The sequence below is a fragment of the Phytopseudomonas dryadis genome (assembly GCF_004327355.1).
Lineage (GTDB): Bacteria > Pseudomonadota > Gammaproteobacteria > Pseudomonadales > Pseudomonadaceae > Aquipseudomonas > Aquipseudomonas dryadis.
The window spans coordinates 1-17,752 of sequence record NZ_QJUM01000028.1 but is presented as its reverse complement, the minus strand read 5'-3'; the positions used below and the strand labels follow the sequence as shown (position 1 = coordinate 17,752).

Genomic DNA, 17,752 nt, shown 5'->3' with positions numbered 1-17,752 from the left:
TCTTCTGCAGGCGCCCCCGGCTCCTTCTCTGATCGCGGGCCTGCGTACAGCGCGGATGGACAGCCCCATGTCGACCCCAGGCAACTGGCCTGCACCGCGCCGCTCTATGGTGAACGCCCTTTACCCGTCACCCTCAGGAGCTGTCCATGCCCAACCCGCCGATCACCGTGCTGCGCGATACCCAACCGATGCCCGTCGTCGATGCCTGCAAATGGCAGCGCATCGAAGGCGACCCGCATACGGTCAACCTCAACGCCTACACCTCCGATGACGGCAGCAAGATCATGGGCACCTGGATCTGCACGCCCGGCAAGTGGCGCGTGGCATACGTGAAGTGGGAGTACTGCCACGTCCAGGAAGGCTCCTGCATCGTCACCCCGGACGGCCAACGGCCGATCCACCTCAAGGCCGGCGATATCTTCGTGGTCGAACCCGGCATGACAGGCACCTGGGAGGTGCTGGAGACGCTGCGCAAGTATTTCGTGTTCGCCTGAAGACAGCCCCCACCTTGCGGGTGGGTGGCGCAGGCCAGGTGCGGCAAGGTCGTTCGCACTCGGGCCGAGATAACGACAGCACTCTCGCCCCGGCTGCCAGTCCCAGCCACGCACGGCCCTTCCTGCATCACCCTCCGCAGTCCTGCCCCGTACAGCTGCCGCCGAGCGCCATTCGCCCTCGCTCGCCGGCATTGCATCGGCAAACGGCGCGCCCCGTCGATCGATGCAACCCGCCACGCGCTGCCTATCAAAGCGCGAATTGTAATGCGCTGCAAAAATATCGTTTCGCCAGCATGTCCCAGGTCAACTAATCTGCGAACGGTTAAACCTATAGTTCAATAACGAAACTGATCATGGTTTCAGTAGCAATGACGGCTGCCGCCAGCGAATACCTCAGTTTTCCCCTGACCTGCCGATAACCCTTTCATGTCCGCCGACCAGAGAGAGCGCCAGAATGCCGCAAACCCGCCAGCTATCCATTCGCACCACGCTTTACCTGAGCTACGCCATCCTGGTCGCCCTTCTGCTGCTGGTAGCCGGTGCTTCCCTCTACCAATTGGCGGCCGCAAAAGACAGTTTCTCGCGCTATATCAACGGCATCGACCATCGCGCCCAGCTCGCCGGGCAGTTGGCCAACGCCGCCAAGGATCGCGCCATCGCCCTGCGCAACCTGGTGCTGATCGTCGATCATGCCGAACGCGCCGGCCAGCGCTCCGCCGTCGAGGCGGCGAGCAACCTGGTCACCCGGCAACTCGACGCCCTGGGCCTGGAGATCGCCCAGGACGATGATGTCTCCGCGACGGCGCGCACGCTGTTCAACAACATCCAGGCCATCGAGCGGCGCTACGAGCCCATCGCCAAGAACATCGCCGACCAGGTATTCGCCGGGCAGGACGCGAGCGCCATCGAGATGATCGCCCGGCAGTGCACGCCCCTGCTGCGGGAGCTGACGGCAGCGATCGACGAATACCTGGACTACACCGCGAAACTGGCTGCCGAACAACTCGAGCAGAACGATGCCAGCTACCGCCAGCAACGTGCCCTGCTGCTGGGCATCGCCCTGTTCTCCGCCCTGCTCGCCATCGTCCTTGGCCACCTCATCACCCGCAGGCTGCTGAAGGCGCTGGGAGCGGAGCCGAGCGACCTCGACCGCCTCGCCCAGCAGGTAGCCGAGGGCGACCTGCGCCAGCACGCCGGTGCGGAAAGCGGCCAGGGCGTCCTCGGTTCGCTGCGGCAGATGCAGCGCAACCTGCGCGACATGGCGCAGCGCATCGACGCCTCCTCGCAATCGGTGGCCGCCGCCAGCCAGGAAATGGCCGAATCGAGCCAGCTCAACGCGGCCGGTGTCGCCAAGGCCCAGCAGGAGATCGAGCAGATCGTCACCGCCATCCACGAAATGTCGGCCACCGTCCAGGATGTGGCGCGCAACGCGGAAGCGGCGGCGCAGGCAGCCGGCGAAGCGGACACGGCCGCCATCCTCGGCCAGGACAAGACCCGCCATGCGGTCGACCTGATCGGCGAGCTGGCGGGGGTCATCGACAGGTCCGCCGAGGCCATGGCCCGACTGAAGCAGGAAAGCGGCAATATCGGCAGCGTGCTCGACGTGATCAAGGCGGTCGCCGAACAGACCAACCTGCTGGCCCTCAACGCCGCCATCGAAGCGGCGCGCGCCGGCGAGGCCGGGCGCGGCTTCGCCGTGGTAGCCGACGAGGTGCGCGGCCTGGCCCAGCGCACCCAGGGCGCCACCGCGGAAATCGAAAGCCTGATCGGCAACCTGCAACGCATCGCCGACGAGACCGCGCAATACATGCAGCACTGCCAGACCTCCAGCCAGCAGTCGGTCGGCGGCGTCTCGGAAGCCGGCGAAGCGGTGGTGCGGATCGTCGGCATGATCGAACGGATCAACGGCATGAACCAGCAGATCGCCGCGGCGGCAGAGGAACAGAGCACGGTGGCCGAGCAGATCGGCCAGAGCATCGTCGCCGTGCGCGACAACAGCGCCCAGTCCGCCGAGGCCTTCGCCGCGACCCAGCGGGAAAGCGAGAGCCTGGCCAGAACCAGCGAGGCACTCCGGGAAAACATCGCCCGCTTCCAGCTCTGAAAACCCGGGCCGCCGGCGGCAATCGTACGGCGGCTCGCGGCGCCCCGCCGTCTCATCCAACCAATGCGCAGCATGGCCACATTCGTGTGGGAGCCGCGACCTCGCGGCGAATCGTGGCCATCGCGCGATTCTTGCAACATGGCCGCCAGCGCATCGCGCCGGGGGGCGACGCTCCTACGGGTGAACCCTGACTCCGCACGGGCTCTTGCAGGCCGGATCAAGAGGGTATCTACACGGGATTCAGCAATAAGCCACATTGGCGTAGGAGCCGCGACCTCGCGGCGAATCGTGGCCATCGCGCGATTCTTGCAACATCGCGCCGAGGGCGACGCTCCTACGGGTGGACCCTGACTCCGCACGGGCTCTTGCAGGCCGGATCAAGAGGGTATCTACACGGGATTCAGCAATAACCACATTTGCGTAGGAGCCGCGACCTCGCGGCGAATCGTGGCCATCGCGCGATTCTTGCAACATCGCGCCGAGGGCGACGCTCCTACGGGTGGACCCTGACGCCGAACGGGCTCTTGCAGGCCAGAGAGCAAGACGCTATCTACGGGTTGGCGGGCGCCTCCCCGCTTTTACTTGCCGCTTGTAGCTTGCGGCTTAATGGCCGCCGTCACACCGGCCCGGGCTCAGTCGGTGTCCGGCTTCTTGTTGCCCGCCTGCGCGGCGAGGGCGAACGCCATGATCACATCGCGCACGACCTTGCGCTGCTGCGGCGGCAGCACCAGAAAGGCCTCGATGGCCTCACGTTCCGGATAGAACTTCGGGTCTTCCCAGCGGCCGCGCTGCTCGCGCGCGGCCAGGGCGGCCCGCTCGCCGAAGCGCAAGGCCTGGGGCTCCACCTTCAGCCATTCGGCCAGCACCTGCAGCTTGTCCTGGGAAGGAATCGCCTCACCACGTAGCCAGCGGGAAACCGCCTGGAAGGTTACCGAGCGCCCCCAGTAACGCGAATTGAACTCACGCTCCAAGACAGCCGGGCGATCTGGGTATCCTGCAGCGAGCATGGCATTACGCAAACGCTGGGCGAATTCGGTTTTCTCAGTCATGGAGGCGGACGTTAAATTCCGCGTCCATGCTTGATTGAACATTCGGTTGCATATTAAATGGAATTGATGATTTCATCGTGAGTAAATGACAGAGACAGGGCATGCCAGGGAGGCGAACGATGCGGCCACAACGTCCGATAGTCGAAGGCCATGCGCTCGAGGATCACGAGATAACCCTGCGCTACGCAACGGACGGCCAGCCGTGGTTCGATGCCGAAGCGCTGTGCACCGTACTGGAGTACCCCGACTGGCAGAGCGCCCTGCTCGAATACTGCCGGCCCGAAGGCATTCTGTTCGGCAGCGACACAACCCCACAAGCGATGATCAACCTGGAAAACCTGCAGCGCCTCAGCGCCCATGGCACGGCCCCGGGGATCAGGCGCTTGCGCAACTGGCTGGACCAGGCGCTGCGCCAGTGCCCGGCAGAAGCGGACAGCCCGAACGGCGCCAGCCGGGCTCATGGCTGAACCCGCGATCGCCCTGCCATGGCAGGGGAACACCGAAGGCGCTACCGACCAGGCAGCGCAATAGCCCGGGCGCCATCGCCGCCAGTTGGCGGCTCGAGATGCCCTCCGCCCCGCGGACCGCTACAATGCCCACCTTGACCGTGCTCAGCCTCTCTATAAAGAAAAAACCATGTCCTTGCCCAAGAACCACCTGGAACTGCTCAGCCCTGCCCGCGATGTCGCCATCGCCCGCGAGGCCATCCTGCATGGCGCCGACGCCGTCTACATCGGCGGGCCGAGCTTCGGCGCGCGGCACAACGCCTGCAACGAGGTCAGCGACATCGCCCAGTTGGTGGAGTTCGCCCACCGCTACCATGCCCGGGTATTCACCACGATCAACACCATCCTGCATGACGACGAGCTGGAACCGGCGCGCGCGCTGATCCACCAGCTCTACGACGCGGGCGTGGATGCGCTGATCGTGCAGGATCTGGGCGTGCTGGATCTGGACATCCCGCCAATCGAGCTGCACGCCAGCACCCAGACCGATATCCGCACCCTGGGCCGGGCGAAGTTCCTCGATCAGGCCGGTTTCTCGCAACTGGTGCTGGCCCGCGAGCTGAACCTGAAGGAAATCCGCGCCATCGCCGACGAGACCGACGCGGCCATCGAGTTCTTCATCCATGGCGCGCTGTGCGTGGCCTTCTCCGGGCAATGCAACATCTCCCATGCGCAGACCGGCCGCAGCGCCAACCGCGGCGACTGTTCCCAGGCCTGCCGCCTGCCCTACACCCTCAAGGACGATCAGGGCCGCGTCGTCGCCTTCGAGAAGCACCTGCTGTCGATGAAGGACAACAACCAGAGCGCCAACCTGCGCGCCCTGGTCGAGGCCGGCGTGCGCTCGTTCAAGATCGAGGGGCGCTACAAGGACATGGGCTACGTGAAGAACATCACCGCCTACTACCGCCAGCGCCTCGACGACATTCTCGAGGAGCGCCCGGATCTGGCCCGCGCCTCCAGCGGCCGCACCGCGCATTTCTTCGTGCCCGATCCGGACAAGACCTTCCACCGTGGCAGCACCGATTACTTCGTCAGCGAGCGCAAGATCGATATCGGCGCCTTCGACTCACCGACCTTCACCGGGCTCTCCGTCGGCCACGTCGAGAAGGTGAACAAGCGCGACCTGATCGCCGTCACCCAGGCGCCGCTGTCCAACGGCGACGGCCTCAACGTGCTGATCAAGCGCGAAGTGGTGGGCTTTCGCGCCAACATCGCCGAGCTCAAGGGTGAGTTCGAGGAAGACGGCGCCAAGCGCTGGCGCTATCGCGTCGAGCCCAACGAGATGCCCGAGGCGCTGCACCGCGTGCGCCCCAACCACCCACTGAGCCGCAACCTGGATCACAACTGGCAGCAGGCGCTGCAGAAGACTTCGGCCGAACGCCGGATCGGCATCCAGTGGCAGGCCACGCTGCGCGAAGAGCGCCTGAGCCTGACCGCGCGCAGCGAAGAAGGCGTGCAGGTCAGCGTCGCCCTGAACGGCCCCTTCGGCCTGGCCAACAAGCCCGAGCAGGCGCTGGAGCAATTACGCGACCTGCTGACCCAGCTGGGCACCACCCTCTACCACGCCCAGGGCGTGGAGCTGGATGCGCCGCAGGCCCTGTTCATTCCCAACTCGCAGCTCAAGACGTTGCGCCGCGAAGCCATCGAGGCGCTCACCCAGGCGCGCCTGGCGGCGCACCCGCGCGGTGGACGCAAGGCCGAGAGCGATCCGCCGCCGGTATACCCGGAGTCGCATCTGTCGTTCCTGGCCAACGTCTACAACCACAAGGCCCGCGCGTTCTACCATCGCCACGGCGTGCAACTGATCGACGCCGCCTACGAGGCCCACGAGGAAACCGGCGAGGTGCCGGTGATGATCACCAAGCATTGCCTGCGCTTCTCCTTCAACCTGTGCCCGAAACAGGCCAAGGGCGTTACCGGCGTGAAGACCAAGGTCGCACCGATGCAACTGGTACACGGCGACGAGGTGCTGACCCTGAAATTCGACTGCAAGCCCTGCGAGATGCACGTGGTGGGCAAGATGAAGGGCCATATCCTCGACCTGCCGCTTCCCGGCAGCGCCGCGACCCAGGTGGTCGGCCATATCAGCCCGGAAGACCTGCTCAAGACGGCACGCCAGCGCGCACCGCACTGAGGGGTTGGCCCAGGCTCTGCCGCGGATCATCGGCAGAGCCGCCGATCCGGGAGCGACGGCGGCAAGCCGGGCGTATCGCCTGCCACCCGCCCCTCACCCCCGGCCCCTCTCCCAGAGGGAGAGGGGAGCAGAGCGGTATCTGTGTCTATCCGGCAGACGCAGAACAGCGCAAAGACCGCACCGGATCCAGAGCTGACCAGCGATCGAGCCCTCCTCCCGCTCTGGAGGGAAAGGAGCAGAGCGGTATCTGTGTCTATCCGGCAGACGCAGAACAGCGCAAAGACCGCACCGGATCCAGAGCTGACCAGCGATCGAGCCCTCCTCCCGCCCTGGAGGGAAAGGAGCAGAGCGGTATCTGTGTCTATCCGGCAGACGCAGAACAGCGCGAAAACCGAACCTTATCCAGAGCAGACCAGTGATCGAGCCCTCCTCCCGTCCTGGAGGGAAAGGAGCAGAGCGGTATCTGTGTCTATCCGCAGGCGCAGAACAGCGCGAAAACCGAACCTTATCCAGAGCAGACCAGTGATCGAGCCCTCCTCCCGCCCTGGAGGGAAAGGAGCAGAGCGGTATCTGTGTCTATCCGCAGGCGCAGAACAACGCGAAAACCGCAGCAGATCCAGAGCGGCCAGCGATCGAGCCCCCGACCTGGCGCAAAGCAGTAGAGCTATATCCGCGTATATCCGACCGCGCAGAACATCGCAAAGACCGCACCGGATCCAGAGCTGACCAGCGATCGAGCCCCCTCTCCCTCCGGGAGAGGGCCGGGGTGAGGGGCTTTGTCGATGATCCCCTGGGCACATGGCATACGCAGTCATACCAGGCAACGCGCAGGCTCATCTGCCGACAAGGACGTTACCCGCCACCATCAGGATCATTCCCCGTTGCGCAGTGGCATGGGCGGACAGCCTCTCTGCCCTGCAATTCCGTTACCGACGCTTCCCGAGCATGTGCGATCTGCGCAGCTCATCCTGTTGCTCAAGGTATCGGCAACGGTTGGCGGACAAGCGATATTTTCCGTCGATATCGTGCTACGCACACCGGCACCGAGCTCCGTTGCTGACGCCCAAGGGAACGTGAGACACGAATTACCTGCAACCAGCCCTGCATCGCTGTTCGAGTTGTCGTTCATCTCACAAAACCGGCCCAGGCCTCTCGCGCTTTGCCTCGTCAATCCTTAGAATCCCGCCGCCAATCGAGGATCCGGCCCTCAAACCGAGGACACCTCCGTTTCTACAGCGCAACACGTCAAGGACGAGCATGAAAACACTGCATCATCTGGCCGCCGCCGCATTGCTTCTGGCACTCACCGGCTGCGTGTCGTTCAATCCCGCCGGGCCCATCGGCGATCCGGCCCAGAAAGCCGCTCAGACCCAGCCACGCGCCGCCATGATCGAAGACGTGGCGATTACCGACGGCAAGATCGACGAGGCGCTGCGCAAAACGCTCAGCGCCCAGTTCACCCAACAGTTGATCCGCCGGGTAGAGCGCGGAGAGTACTTCGAGGAACTGATCAGCTTCCCCGCCACGCTCGGCGAGCAGGACGTGGCACTCCAATTCACCTTCACCTCGTTGCAAGGCAAGCGCACGCCTCACCCGGGTTACTTCCCCGGCGCCCTGCTGACCCTGACCATCTGGATCTGGGTGAACGGCCCGATCTATGTCGACAAGTACGACGTGGCCGGCAGCCTGGAGATCGTCGATGCCAGCGGCAAGGTTCTGGCCAGCAGCGAGCAGGCGATCAAGCTGCAACAGAACACCGGCCTGTGGGACAGCGACTACTTCAACATGTCGCTGGGCTCCGACCAGCTCAACCAGTTGGTCGAGCAACTCCTGCAAGACGGCACCCGTAAACTCCCTCACCCCTGACAAGGATGTACCCCATGAAACACCTCTTTGCCGCACTGCTGGCCAGCGCGCTGTTGACCCTGACCGGCTGCATGTCCTATTCGCACCACGACCTTCAGCCCGTCGAGCAGTGGCCGCTGGCCGCACCCCAGGTCGAGAAACCCTCGGCCTATCTGCAGCTCGACAGCCAGTACCTGTTCAATGACCAGAACCGCGCCGGCGGCTTCGATCAGACCAAACTGGAACAGCTCGTCCTGGCCCAGTACCAGAGCAGCGAGCGCTTCGGCAACGTGACCACCGCCAAGGAATCCGCCGACCTGTATGTCAGCGTGCGGGTGAGCAATCACGAACGCGGCAGCCTCGCCAGTGCCTTCATCACCGGGCTGACGCTCTTCATCATCCCCGGCAAGTTCAGCAACGAACTGACCATGGAAACCCAGTTCAAGGATGCTGAGGGCAAGTTGCTGGGCACGGTGGAGAAACGCGAAACCATCACCACCTGGATGCAGCTGCTGCTGATCTTCGCCGTACCGTTCAACGAGTCGGCCGACAACATCCTTGTCCAGCTTACCCGCAGCAGCCTGGAAGAGGCGCAACGCCGGAAGCTGATCTGAGGCAAGCAAAAGGGGCAGCGAGCTCGATGCTCGCGCCCCTTGGACAGCGTTTACGCGATCAAGGATTGATGAGCATGTACTACCCCAGAGAAGAACAGCGCGACTTTCTGTTCACCCTGTCCTCCTTCGCCATCTGGATGATTCCCGTCTTCGCCTTCATCGCCTTTCTGGCGCAGAGCGGCGCCACGGTTGCAATTATCAAGATGTGGCCAGCGACCCAGGAAGGCGTCGTTACCTCGGTGCAAGGCGTGCCGGCAAACGACAGCGTGGAGCGTTATGAATACAGCTTCAGCATGCCCGACGGTATGCGTTTCACCGGCGCTGCCGAGCAGTATCGTCTTCCCGACACCCCGAGGTACTCCGTGGGCCAGACCATCGAAATCATGCACTCCCCTGTGCTACCGAGCGTTCACATGCCACGTGAAATCTACGAGCACAGCCGCATGAACTTTCTGGTGTTCACGACCTGCATCGCTGCGATTTTCGGGCTACTCGCCGTGTCGATCCATGCGCTGGTCAGGCAGTGCTCCCACGCACGGGAAGATCTTCATTACTGAGCCCGCAGTTGCGCTACCCTGAGCGCATCGCCAGTGCGGAGGATGCAGATGCCTTATCCCCCCTATTTGCAGGCCGGTGATCGGGTCGTGCTGTACGATGGCGTGTGCAAGCTGTGCAACGGCTGGAGCCGCTTTCTGCTGCGCCATGATCGCGACGCCCGCTTCAAGCTGTGCTGCGTACAGTCACCCCAGGGGCAGGCGATCCTGGCCTGGTTCGATATGCCGCTCGATCGTTTCGACACCCTGCTCTACGTCGATGGCGAACACGCCCATGCCAGGAGCGATGCCTTTCTGCGGATCATCGCCGAGTTGCCGGCGCCGTGGCGCTACCTGAGCGCCTTGCGCCTGTTGCCACGGGGCCTGCGCGACTGGGGCTACGAGCGCATCGCGCAGAATCGCTATCGGCTGTTCGGCCGCTACCGGCATTGCCCCCTGCCCCGCCCCGAAGACCGCGCGCGTTTCCTGCATGAGTGACACGCGGTTGGCGCGCCGGCCCCGGGCGTGGTCTGATGCCCCGGCTACCAGCCCCAGCCCGACGCCGGCCGGGGCGGCTCCTGGCGCTTGAACTGACGCTTCCACTGCGGCTGCTCTTCCAGTTGCGCCTGATAGGCGTCACCGGCTCCTGCCGCGGGCAAGGCCGTGTCGATGTCCAGCAATTGCGTCGCCTGCCGGCCGCTGACATAGAAGCGGCCGCCATCGAGGGCCTGCAGGTACAGCTGCTCTCTCTCGGGATGGGCCAGCGGATACAGACGCAACAGTTGCCCGGTGCGGCCCGAACTGGCCAGTACGAAGTTGGATTCCAGGTGCAGGATCAGCGGCTGCCGGCCATCACGATCGATGAAGGTGGTATTGACGTAACGTGGTGACACATGCCGGTCCATACGGAAGAACACCCGTTCGCGGCGCGCATCGAGCTCGGGATAGAACACCCCGTCCTCGTACAGCAGCCAGAGGCGCCCCTGACCATCGCGGCCCATCTGCCTGGCGCCTTCGTCGCCCACCGGCGTCAGCGTCTGGCTGGCCAGGTCCAGGCGCAACGGCTGGCGCTCGGCCGGCAACAGGTACAACGCATCGCCCTGGCTGGAGAACTGCAGGGTCTCGCCCTGGGGCCAGCGATACCGGTTATCGCCCTCGCCCGGCAATTGCACCTTCTCCAGTTGCTTGCCGCTTTCGGCGTCGAGGATCACCAGGCTGTTGTCCACGCGATCCAGGCTGTACAGCCGCCCCTCGCGCAGCAGCAGGCGGCTCGGGAACTTGCCGGTCACGGTCGTCCAGTCGATGCGGCCGCTGGCCAGGTCGATGCGGCTCAGCGCGCCCTTGACCAGGCTGCTGACGTAGCCCTTGCCATTGGCCTCGTCGAGCTGCAGGTCGGAGACACCGACACCGAAGCACTGCTCCACGGGGCACCCCCACAGGTCGTTGCCGGCGTAAGGGTGGTCGATCAGGGTGCGCACCGGCGCATTGCGCGCCAGGTCGTATTCGATGATCTGCGCCTGGTTGTAGTTCTTCAGCAGGAACACCCGTTGCGGATCGGAGCTCGGCACCATGCGCCCGACGAAGGGCACGGGAATGACCAGGCCCTTGGCCTGCTCGGGCGTAGCCGGCGACAACGACGCCTGGCGCTCCTGGGCGACACGCTGATGCAGATCGCTCAGCCGTCGTGTTTCCTCGACCTCCCACAACGCCAACTGGCGCAAGCCCTCGCTGTCCGGATGACTGGCGACCCGGCCGAATAGCTGCAGGCCACTGAGCCCGAGCACCAGCAGCACACCCAGGCCCACCGCGACGCGCGGCGGCCAGGCGCTGATGATATAGGCCGCGGCAACCGGTGCGACCGCCAGCAGGCCGAACAGGAAACCCGCGACATGGGCGACGTTGTCCGTGCCGCCATCCAGCAGGCCATAGACCAGCACCAGGATCGGCATCAGCAGCGCGCTGCGCAGCAGCTTGTCGGGCTGCCTGGTCTCTCCGCCCTCGTTCATCGCCCAGAGCTTGAGCCCCAGCGCCACGCCGAGTTCGGCGCCCGCCAGGCTCATGATCGCACCGGAGGCGCCGACGCTGATGTAGATGATCTGGGTCACCTGGCCGAAGAGCGAGACCTGCTCGCGGTCGAAGTTGAGGGTGGCGGAGGCGAAGCTGGCGAACAGCCCGCCGAGCAGGTACAGCGCCAGCCATTGCCAGCGCGCCAGCAGGCTTTCCAGGGTGGTGCCGATCAGCAGCAGAGCGAACATGTTCTGCCCCAGGTGCAGCAAGGAGCCATGCAGGAACATGCTGGTGAACAGCCGCGCATAATCGCCGGTGGCCGATAACGAGGCGACGTTGGCGCCGAGCAGCATCAGCTCGGTTTCGTCATAGGGGCCAAAATGACCGAGCGTGTCGGCCATCCACCAGTAGGCGCCAAGGTTGGCGATGATCAGACACAGGGTCAGCCAGGGCAGGCGCAAACGATGTTGGCCAGTGGGTTCCATCTGCTGTGCACTCCTTCTTTCAAGATGTTCTGGTAGGCGTGTAGCCCCCGCAGCCTGCAACTTTCCCGCAAATCGTCGTACAGGTCACCCGACGCGATGGCAGGCTGTGAACCGGCTCGCCGTATTCGCAACAACGCGGCTGGCGCTGAAACCTCAACAGCCCCTAAGCCAATGCCGGCAACCCCAGTGCCTCGGCACAGGCCTCGAGCGAGCGGGACTGGGTTTCGCCGTACAGGCTCAGCTCGTCCAGCACCGTGGCGCCCAGGGCGGCCTGGAAGTCCGCCTGGCTGGAGCTGATGGCGTAGTCGCTGCGAGCGCCGTCGCCGAGGTTGGACTGGAAGATACCCGCCGCGCTGACCGGCAGGAAGTCCTCGTACACCAGGGGCTCGTAGCGAACGTGCCCGGCCGCGATCAGCGCCTCCAGGCGTTGCGGGCGCTCCGCCTGGTCGCGGGCGGCGATGCCCTGGGGCGTGGCGAAGTAGCGGAAATAGGCCAGTGCGTCACGGCGCATCGACTCAAGGCTGTCGGGAAAGGCCTGGAAGCGCTCGGCCAGCAAGGCCTGGTAACGCACCGCGTTGGCCTCGCCGGGAAACTCGCCCAGGGCCTCGCGGGCGCTGTCGAGCAAGCGGTCGTAGAGCGCCCGGCCCTTGGGCGTGAGGGCGGCGCCACGCTGTTCGATCTCGCCGAAGCGTGCCGTGTGGCTGCCCTCGGCACCCTGCTGGCCGACGAAGGCGACCCGCTCCTGCAGCGCCTTGAAGCTGGTCTGGCGCAGCAGGATCGGGCAGGCGCGCCGCGGCGGCCCCTCGATCACCGCTTTCGGCGTGATGCCATGCCCGGGCATGCCGGCCTGAACCGCGTCGATATCCAGCGTGCGCGGCGTCAGGTGGTTGATATGCGGCCCCTTGAAGGCCACCACATCGGCGATCAGCCGGTGCTGGTCGTGCAGTTGCCGGTACTGCTCGGCGCTGACGGTGGCGTTGCTGTGCCAGCGGAAGGTTTCCAGCGCCTCGCCGACGAACGCCTCGGCCTGTTCCGCCGTGAGCCCGCCATTGCGCTCGCACAGTTCGATCAGCTCGACGGCCCGCGCGGTGAAGATATCGCGTTGCGCCAGCAGCTCGGCGGCCAACTCGCGCAACGCGGGATCTTCGATCAGCTCCAGGCGCAGCAGCGAGGTGAAGACCCGGAACGGGCTGGCCTGCAACGAGGCTTCGTGGATGGCGCGAAACGCCGTGGAGTGCACCGGCACACCCGCCGGGGCGAGGTCGTAGTAACCCACCGGCTGCATGCCCATGACCGCGAACAGACGCCGGATCATCGACAGCTCCGCGGCGCTGCCGACACGGATGGCGCCATGGCGCTCCATGTCCAGGCGCTCGATCTCGCCGGTGGCGCGCAGGTGCCCGGCGACCTCGGGCCGCTCGCGCATGACCCGCGCATTGGTCTGCGCCACCAGTTCCAGCAAGGCGCCGTAGAGCGGCACCTCGCTTTTGTACATGTCGGACATCGCGCGGGAAAAGCGGGCGCGGATGCTGTCCGGGCTGACGAAGCCCTGTGTCTGCATGGTGAGCGGTCTCCTTGTACGCGGTGGAATTCTGCGCGGCTCGCGGCGCCGTGGCAAACGACATCCGCTCAGTTTTCCATTCCCTGGCGGAATGATGATCCAGGGAAGCCGGGGCCGGCCCGTCTCAGAGAAACGGGCTGCGCGCCCCGGCCTTGTGCAGAATCCAGTCGACCAGATGGCGCACCTTGGGGATGTCCAGGGACGGCTCGCTGCAGGCGATGAAGTGGGCGCCTTCACTGACCTTGAGGTGCTGCCAGGGAATCACCAGCTTGCCTTCGGCCAACTCGTCCTCGATCAGGAAACGCGGCACCAGGGCTACCCCGCAACCGGCACGGGCGGCGCGGATGCACATGGAAAAGGTGTCGAAACGCGGGCCGTGGTAGCTGTATTCGGTGTTGATGCCCTGCTCCTCGAACCATTCGTGCCAGGCCTCCGGCCGCGACGCGCATTGCAGCAGCACCAGCGAGGTCAGATCGGCGGCGCTGTCGAGCGCGGCGGCGGGCAGGATCGCCGGGGCGCAGACCGTCACCACCTCCTCGCCGAACAGCTCGATGCACACGGCACCCGGCCAGGAACCCTTGCCATAGAAGAACGCCACATCGGCCTTGGCCTGCACCAGGTCGAAAGGTTCCAGCTCGTTGCGGATATCCAGGTGGATGCTTGGGTGGCGCCTGGAAAAGCCCTTGAGATTGGGGATCAGCCAGCGCACGCCGAAGGTCGGTTGCGTGGCGAGCCGGAGCACTTCCGTCTCGCCGCCATAGGAGAGGATGTAGCGGCTGGACATGTCGACCTGGGTGAGGATCTTGTTGACCTCGGCCAGGTACAGCTCGCCCGCCGGGGTCAGTTGCAGGCGCCGCCGCACCCGGTGGAACAGCAGGTGCTGGAGCATGTCCTCGAGCTGCGCGACCTGCTTGCTCACGGCGCTCTGGGTCAGGTGCAGCTCCTGGGCGGCGCGGGTGAAACTCATGTGCCGGGCGGCCGCCTCGAAACACTGCAAGGCGGTCATGCTGGGGAGCAGGCGTTTGGACATGGACGTCTTCCGTGCAGGCGTGTAAAGGGTTCATTCTCTGAGGGAATGAACTGGTGCGTAAAGGTCATTTGTGACGAAACCCGTTCCGTGGCATTACTCAGCAACGCCTTCGCTCACCCGATACAGGAGATAAACATGGTCGACGAGCTGCTCGAAAGCCTTGGGGTCAGTGCTGCCGCCTATCAGGGCGGCAACCATGCCGTGCATACCCCGATCGACGGGAGCCGCATCGCCCAGGTCAGCCTGGAAAGCCCGGACGCCGTGCGCGGCAAGATCGCCAGCGGCCAGCAGGCCTACCTGGCCTGGCGCGACGTGCCGGCGCCGCGCCGCGGCGAGCTGGTGCGCCTGTTCGGTGAAGTGCTGCGCGAGCACAAGGCCGCGCTGGGCGAGCTGGTGTCCATCGAAGCCGGCAAGATCACCCAGGAAGGCCTGGGCGAAGTGCAGGAAATGATCGATATCTGCGATTTCGCCGTCGGCCTGTCGCGCCAGCTCTACGGCCTGACCATCGCCTCCGAGCGCCCTGGCCACCATATGCGCGAGACCTGGCACCCGCTGGGCGTGGTCGGGGTGATCAGCGCCTTCAACTTCCCGGTCGCGGTGTGGGCCTGGAACACCAGCCTGGCTCTGGTCTGCGGCAACGCGGTGATCTGGAAGCCGTCGGAGAAGACCCCGCTCACCGCCCTCGCCTCCCAGGCCTTGCTGGACAAGGCGCTGAAGCGCTTCGGCGACGCCCCCGACGGGCTGGCGCAATTGATCATCGGCGACCGCGAAGCCGGCGAAGTCCTGGTCGACGACCCGCGCGTGGCGCTGGTCAGCGCCACCGGCAGCACCCGCATGGGCCGTGAAGTCGGGCCGCGGGTGGCGGCCCGTTTCGGCCGCAGCATCCTTGAGCTGGGCGGCAACAACGCCATGATCCTCGCGCCCAGTGCCGACCTCGATCTGGCCGTGCGCGGCATCCTGTTCAGCGCCGTCGGCACCGCCGGGCAGCGCTGCACCACCTTGCGCCGCCTGATCGCCCACAGCTCGGTCAAGGACGAGGTGGTCGCCCGCCTCAAGGCGGCCTACAGCAAAGTGCGCATCGGCGATCCGCGTCAGGACAACCTGGTCGGCCCGCTGATGGACAAGCAGGCCTTCGATGCCATGCAGAGCGCCCTGACCCGCGCCCGCGACGAAGGTGGCAAGGTGTTCGGCGGCGAGCGCCAGTTGCAGGATCAATACCCCGACGCCTACTACGTCAGCCCGGCCATCGTCGAGATGCCCGGCCAGAGCGAGGTGGTGCGCTCCGAGACCTTCGCCCCGATCCTCTACGTGCTGGGCTACGACGAGTTCGAGGACGCCCTGCGCCTGAACAACGAGGTGCCCCAGGGCCTGTCGTCGTGCATCTTCACCACCGACCTGCGCGAGGCGGAGCGCTTCCAGAGCGCCTCGGGCAGTGACTGCGGCATCGCCAACGTCAATATCGGCACCAGCGGCGCGGAGATCGGCGGGGCCTTCGGCGGCGAGAAGGAAACCGGCGGCGGCCGCGAGTCCGGCTCGGACGCCTGGAAGGCCTACATGCGCCGCCAGACCAACACCGTCAACTACTCCCGCGAGCTGCCGCTGGCCCAGGGCATCGTGTTCGATTGAGCCCCGCGAGGCGGGGTCGTAGCGCCATCGTTGCAGTCAGGATCGCTGTTCGAAGAGGGTCGCGGCATGGGTACTGTCCAGCAAGCCTGTCTCTGGGAAACACTGACGCCCGAGGAGCCTCTGTGCGGCGCCCTGGACGGCCACGCCGCTGTCGATGTGTGCGTCATCGGCGGCGGCATCACCGGTCTGTCGGCGGCGCTGCACCTGCTCGAACAGGGTAAGACGGTCTGCGTGCTGGAGGCCCATGCGGTGGGCCATGGCGGTTCGGGGCGCAATGTCGGCCTGGTCAATGCCGGCACCTGGATCAAGCCCGACGATGTCGAGGCGACGCTGGGCCAGCCGCTCGGCCAGCGCCTGAACGAGGTGCTCGGCCACGCGCCGGCCGAGGTTTTCTCGCTGATCCGGCGCTACGCCATCGATTGCCAGGCACGCAACGCCGGCACCCTGCACATGGCCCACAACGCCGCCGGCCTGGCCGACCTGCGGTCCCGCGAGTCGCAGTGGCAACGGCGCGGCGCCGACGTCGAACTGCTCACCGGCGCCGAATGCGCGACCTATTGCGGTACCGACAGGATCACCGGCGCCCTGCTCGACCGCCGCGCCGGCACCATCAACCCCATGGCCTACACCATCGGCCTGGCCAAGGTGGTGACCGGCCTGGGCGGCAAGGTGCATCAGCACTCGCCGGTGCAGACGTTGCAGCGTGAGGGCGATGGCTGGCAGGTACGCACCGCGCAAGGCACGGTCAGCGCGGAGAAAGTGGTGATCGCCACCGGCGCCTACACCGAGGGCGAATGGACGCAGCTGCGCCGCAGCTATTTCCGCGGTTACTACTACCAGGTCGCGTCCGTGCCCTTGAGCGGCGCGGCCGCCGACCAGGTCCTGCCCTATGGCCAGGGCTCCTGGGACACCCGCACCGTGCTCAGCAGCATCCGCCGCGACGCCGATGGCAGGCTGCTGCTCGGCAGCATGGGCCGGGCCAACAACAAGCCGGCCTGGTTCATCCGCAGTTGGGCCGACCGTATCCAGCAGCACTACTTCCCCGCGCTGGGCAAGGTCGACTGGCAGATGCACTGGACCGGCTGCATCGACTTCACCCCGGATCACCTGATGCGCCTGTTCGAACCGGCTCCCGGCATCGTCGCCGTGACCGGCTACAACGGCCGCGGCAATACCACCGGCACGGTGATCGGCCAGGCCTTCGCCCGGTTCCTGCTCAGGGACGAGCCGGATGCGCTGCCCATTCCCTTCACGCCGATGAAGTCACTGCGCGCCGCCGAGCTGAGAAGCTGCGCCTATGAGACGGGGTTTTCCCTGTACCACGCGGGGCAGTGCCTGCGCGTGGTGCTGTGATCAGGCAAGGTTTTTGTAGCGAGCGCCTGCAGAAGAGCGGAAAACCGCCCCCGCGTAGGCGCGTCGACCTCACGGCGCGATGCGCTTGCGGCCATCCCGCAAGATCCGTGGCGCGGCCGCCATTCGCCGCGGGGTCGCAGCGCCTACGGAATTGCACAAAGCCACCGACCGTGTAGGCGCGTCGACCTCGGCGCGATGCGCTTGCAGCCATCCCGCAAGATCCGTGGTGCGACCGCCATTCGCCGCGGGGTCGCAGCGCCTACAAAATTGCACAAAGCCACCGACCGTGTAGATACTCTGTTAGTGGTCAAGCGTTTTTCAGGTGTTCATTGCTGAATAGCTCGGATGAATCGAAAGGCACACCGAGCTTCAGGCAAGCCCAGACGCCAGTCAGGTATTTACGCATGACTGCAC

At 65.5% G+C, this 17,752-nt stretch carries 14 protein-coding genes; 10 read left to right on the top strand and 4 right to left on the bottom strand.

Features of this window, described 5'->3' with window-relative positions:
* Nucleotides 1–146: 146 nt before the first annotated feature.
* Nucleotides 147–494: a cupin domain-containing protein gene (locus DNK34_RS20285; RefSeq protein WP_131177065.1), complete on the top strand. Its 348-nt coding sequence runs from the start codon at nucleotides 147–149 to the stop codon at nucleotides 492–494.
* 454 nt (nucleotides 495–948) lie between these two features.
* The gene (locus DNK34_RS20280; protein ID WP_131177064.1) at nucleotides 949–2,595 is read left to right on the top strand and encodes a methyl-accepting chemotaxis protein; all 1,647 of its coding nucleotides are present in this window, start codon (nucleotides 949–951) and stop codon (nucleotides 2,593–2,595) included.
* Between the two features lie 632 nt (nucleotides 2,596–3,227).
* Here the strand turns inward: DNK34_RS20280 and DNK34_RS20275 are convergent.
* A complete protein-coding gene (locus DNK34_RS20275; RefSeq protein ID WP_131177063.1) occupies nucleotides 3,228–3,644 on the bottom strand; it encodes a transcriptional regulator in 417 nt (138 codons plus the stop codon).
* Between the two features lie 119 nt (nucleotides 3,645–3,763).
* Here DNK34_RS20275 and DNK34_RS20270 point away from each other — a divergent pair, with 119 nt between their 5' ends.
* From DNK34_RS20270 to DNK34_RS20245, 6 genes are all read left to right on the top strand, one after another.
* A complete protein-coding gene (locus DNK34_RS20270) occupies nucleotides 3,764–4,111 on the top strand; it encodes a BRO family protein (protein WP_165496955.1) in 348 nt (115 codons plus the stop codon).
* Nucleotides 4,112–4,280: 169 nt separating this feature from the next.
* Nucleotides 4,281–6,284, top strand: coding sequence for a peptidase U32 family protein (locus DNK34_RS20265; protein WP_131177061.1), 2,004 nt, complete (start codon nucleotides 4,281–4,283; stop codon nucleotides 6,282–6,284).
* A gap of 1,257 nt (nucleotides 6,285–7,541) precedes the next feature.
* Nucleotides 7,542–8,150: a hypothetical protein gene (locus tag DNK34_RS20260; protein WP_131177060.1), complete on the top strand. Its 609-nt coding sequence runs from the start codon at nucleotides 7,542–7,544 to the stop codon at nucleotides 8,148–8,150.
* 14 nt (nucleotides 8,151–8,164) lie between these two features.
* The gene (locus DNK34_RS20255; RefSeq protein ID WP_131177059.1) at nucleotides 8,165–8,743 is read left to right on the top strand and encodes a hypothetical protein; all 579 of its coding nucleotides are present in this window, start codon (nucleotides 8,165–8,167) and stop codon (nucleotides 8,741–8,743) included.
* Between the two features lie 74 nt (nucleotides 8,744–8,817).
* Nucleotides 8,818–9,300: a DUF3592 domain-containing protein gene (locus DNK34_RS20250; RefSeq protein ID WP_131177058.1), complete on the top strand. Its 483-nt coding sequence runs from the start codon at nucleotides 8,818–8,820 to the stop codon at nucleotides 9,298–9,300.
* Nucleotides 9,301–9,348: 48 nt separating this feature from the next.
* Nucleotides 9,349–9,774, top strand: coding sequence for a thiol-disulfide oxidoreductase DCC family protein (locus tag DNK34_RS20245; protein ID WP_131177057.1), 426 nt, complete (start codon nucleotides 9,349–9,351; stop codon nucleotides 9,772–9,774).
* A gap of 44 nt (nucleotides 9,775–9,818) precedes the next feature.
* Here the strand turns inward: DNK34_RS20245 and DNK34_RS20240 are convergent, their stop codons facing one another.
* From DNK34_RS20240 to DNK34_RS20230, 3 genes are all read right to left on the bottom strand, one after another.
* On the bottom strand, nucleotides 9,819–11,768 hold the full coding sequence (locus DNK34_RS20240; protein WP_131177056.1) for a rhomboid family intramembrane serine protease: 1,950 nt from the start codon (nucleotides 11,766–11,768) through the stop codon (nucleotides 9,819–9,821).
* A gap of 163 nt (nucleotides 11,769–11,931) precedes the next feature.
* A complete protein-coding gene (gene hglS, locus DNK34_RS20235; protein ID WP_131177055.1) occupies nucleotides 11,932–13,329 on the bottom strand; it encodes a 2-oxoadipate dioxygenase/decarboxylase HglS in 1,398 nt (465 codons plus the stop codon).
* 124 nt (nucleotides 13,330–13,453) lie between these two features.
* Nucleotides 13,454–14,359, bottom strand: coding sequence for a LysR substrate-binding domain-containing protein (locus DNK34_RS20230; protein WP_131177054.1), 906 nt, complete (start codon nucleotides 14,357–14,359; stop codon nucleotides 13,454–13,456).
* Between the two features lie 135 nt (nucleotides 14,360–14,494).
* Between DNK34_RS20230 and amaB the strand changes: the two genes are divergently transcribed.
* Nucleotides 14,495–15,985, top strand: coding sequence for an L-piperidine-6-carboxylate dehydrogenase (amaB, locus tag DNK34_RS20225; protein WP_131177053.1), 1,491 nt, complete (start codon nucleotides 14,495–14,497; stop codon nucleotides 15,983–15,985).
* A 66-nt stretch (nucleotides 15,986–16,051) separates the two neighbouring features.
* Complete coding sequence (amaA, locus tag DNK34_RS20220) at nucleotides 16,052–17,338, top strand: L-pipecolate oxidase (RefSeq protein ID WP_131177052.1); 1,287 nt, start codon at nucleotides 16,052–16,054, stop codon at nucleotides 17,336–17,338.
* The last annotated feature ends 414 nt before the right edge of the window (nucleotides 17,339–17,752 follow it).

What these genes read in the sequence shown, in the direction of transcription:
- DNK34_RS20285 (WP_131177065.1), top strand. Translation starts at nt 147, where the DNA reads ATGCCCAACCCGCCGATCACCGTGCTGCGCGATACCCAACCGATGCCC.
- DNK34_RS20280 (WP_131177064.1), top strand. Translation starts at nt 949, where the DNA reads ATGCCGCAAACCCGCCAGCTATCCATTCGCACCACGCTTTACCTGAGC.
- DNK34_RS20275 (WP_131177063.1), bottom strand. Translation starts at nt 3,644, where the DNA reads ATGACTGAGAAAACCGAATTCGCCCAGCGTTTGCGTAATGCCATGCTC.
- DNK34_RS20270 (WP_165496955.1), top strand. Translation starts at nt 3,764, where the DNA reads ATGCGGCCACAACGTCCGATAGTCGAAGGCCATGCGCTCGAGGATCAC.
- DNK34_RS20265 (WP_131177061.1), top strand. Translation starts at nt 4,281, where the DNA reads ATGTCCTTGCCCAAGAACCACCTGGAACTGCTCAGCCCTGCCCGCGAT.
- DNK34_RS20260 (WP_131177060.1), top strand. Translation starts at nt 7,542, where the DNA reads ATGAAAACACTGCATCATCTGGCCGCCGCCGCATTGCTTCTGGCACTC.
- DNK34_RS20255 (WP_131177059.1), top strand. Translation starts at nt 8,165, where the DNA reads ATGAAACACCTCTTTGCCGCACTGCTGGCCAGCGCGCTGTTGACCCTG.
- DNK34_RS20250 (WP_131177058.1), top strand. Translation starts at nt 8,818, where the DNA reads ATGTACTACCCCAGAGAAGAACAGCGCGACTTTCTGTTCACCCTGTCC.
- DNK34_RS20245 (WP_131177057.1), top strand. Translation starts at nt 9,349, where the DNA reads ATGCCTTATCCCCCCTATTTGCAGGCCGGTGATCGGGTCGTGCTGTAC.
- DNK34_RS20240 (WP_131177056.1), bottom strand. Translation starts at nt 11,768, where the DNA reads ATGGAACCCACTGGCCAACATCGTTTGCGCCTGCCCTGGCTGACCCTG.
- hglS (WP_131177055.1), bottom strand. Translation starts at nt 13,329, where the DNA reads ATGCAGACACAGGGCTTCGTCAGCCCGGACAGCATCCGCGCCCGCTTT.
- DNK34_RS20230 (WP_131177054.1), bottom strand. Translation starts at nt 14,359, where the DNA reads ATGTCCAAACGCCTGCTCCCCAGCATGACCGCCTTGCAGTGTTTCGAG.
- amaB (WP_131177053.1), top strand. Translation starts at nt 14,495, where the DNA reads ATGGTCGACGAGCTGCTCGAAAGCCTTGGGGTCAGTGCTGCCGCCTAT.
- amaA (WP_131177052.1), top strand. Translation starts at nt 16,052, where the DNA reads ATGGGTACTGTCCAGCAAGCCTGTCTCTGGGAAACACTGACGCCCGAG.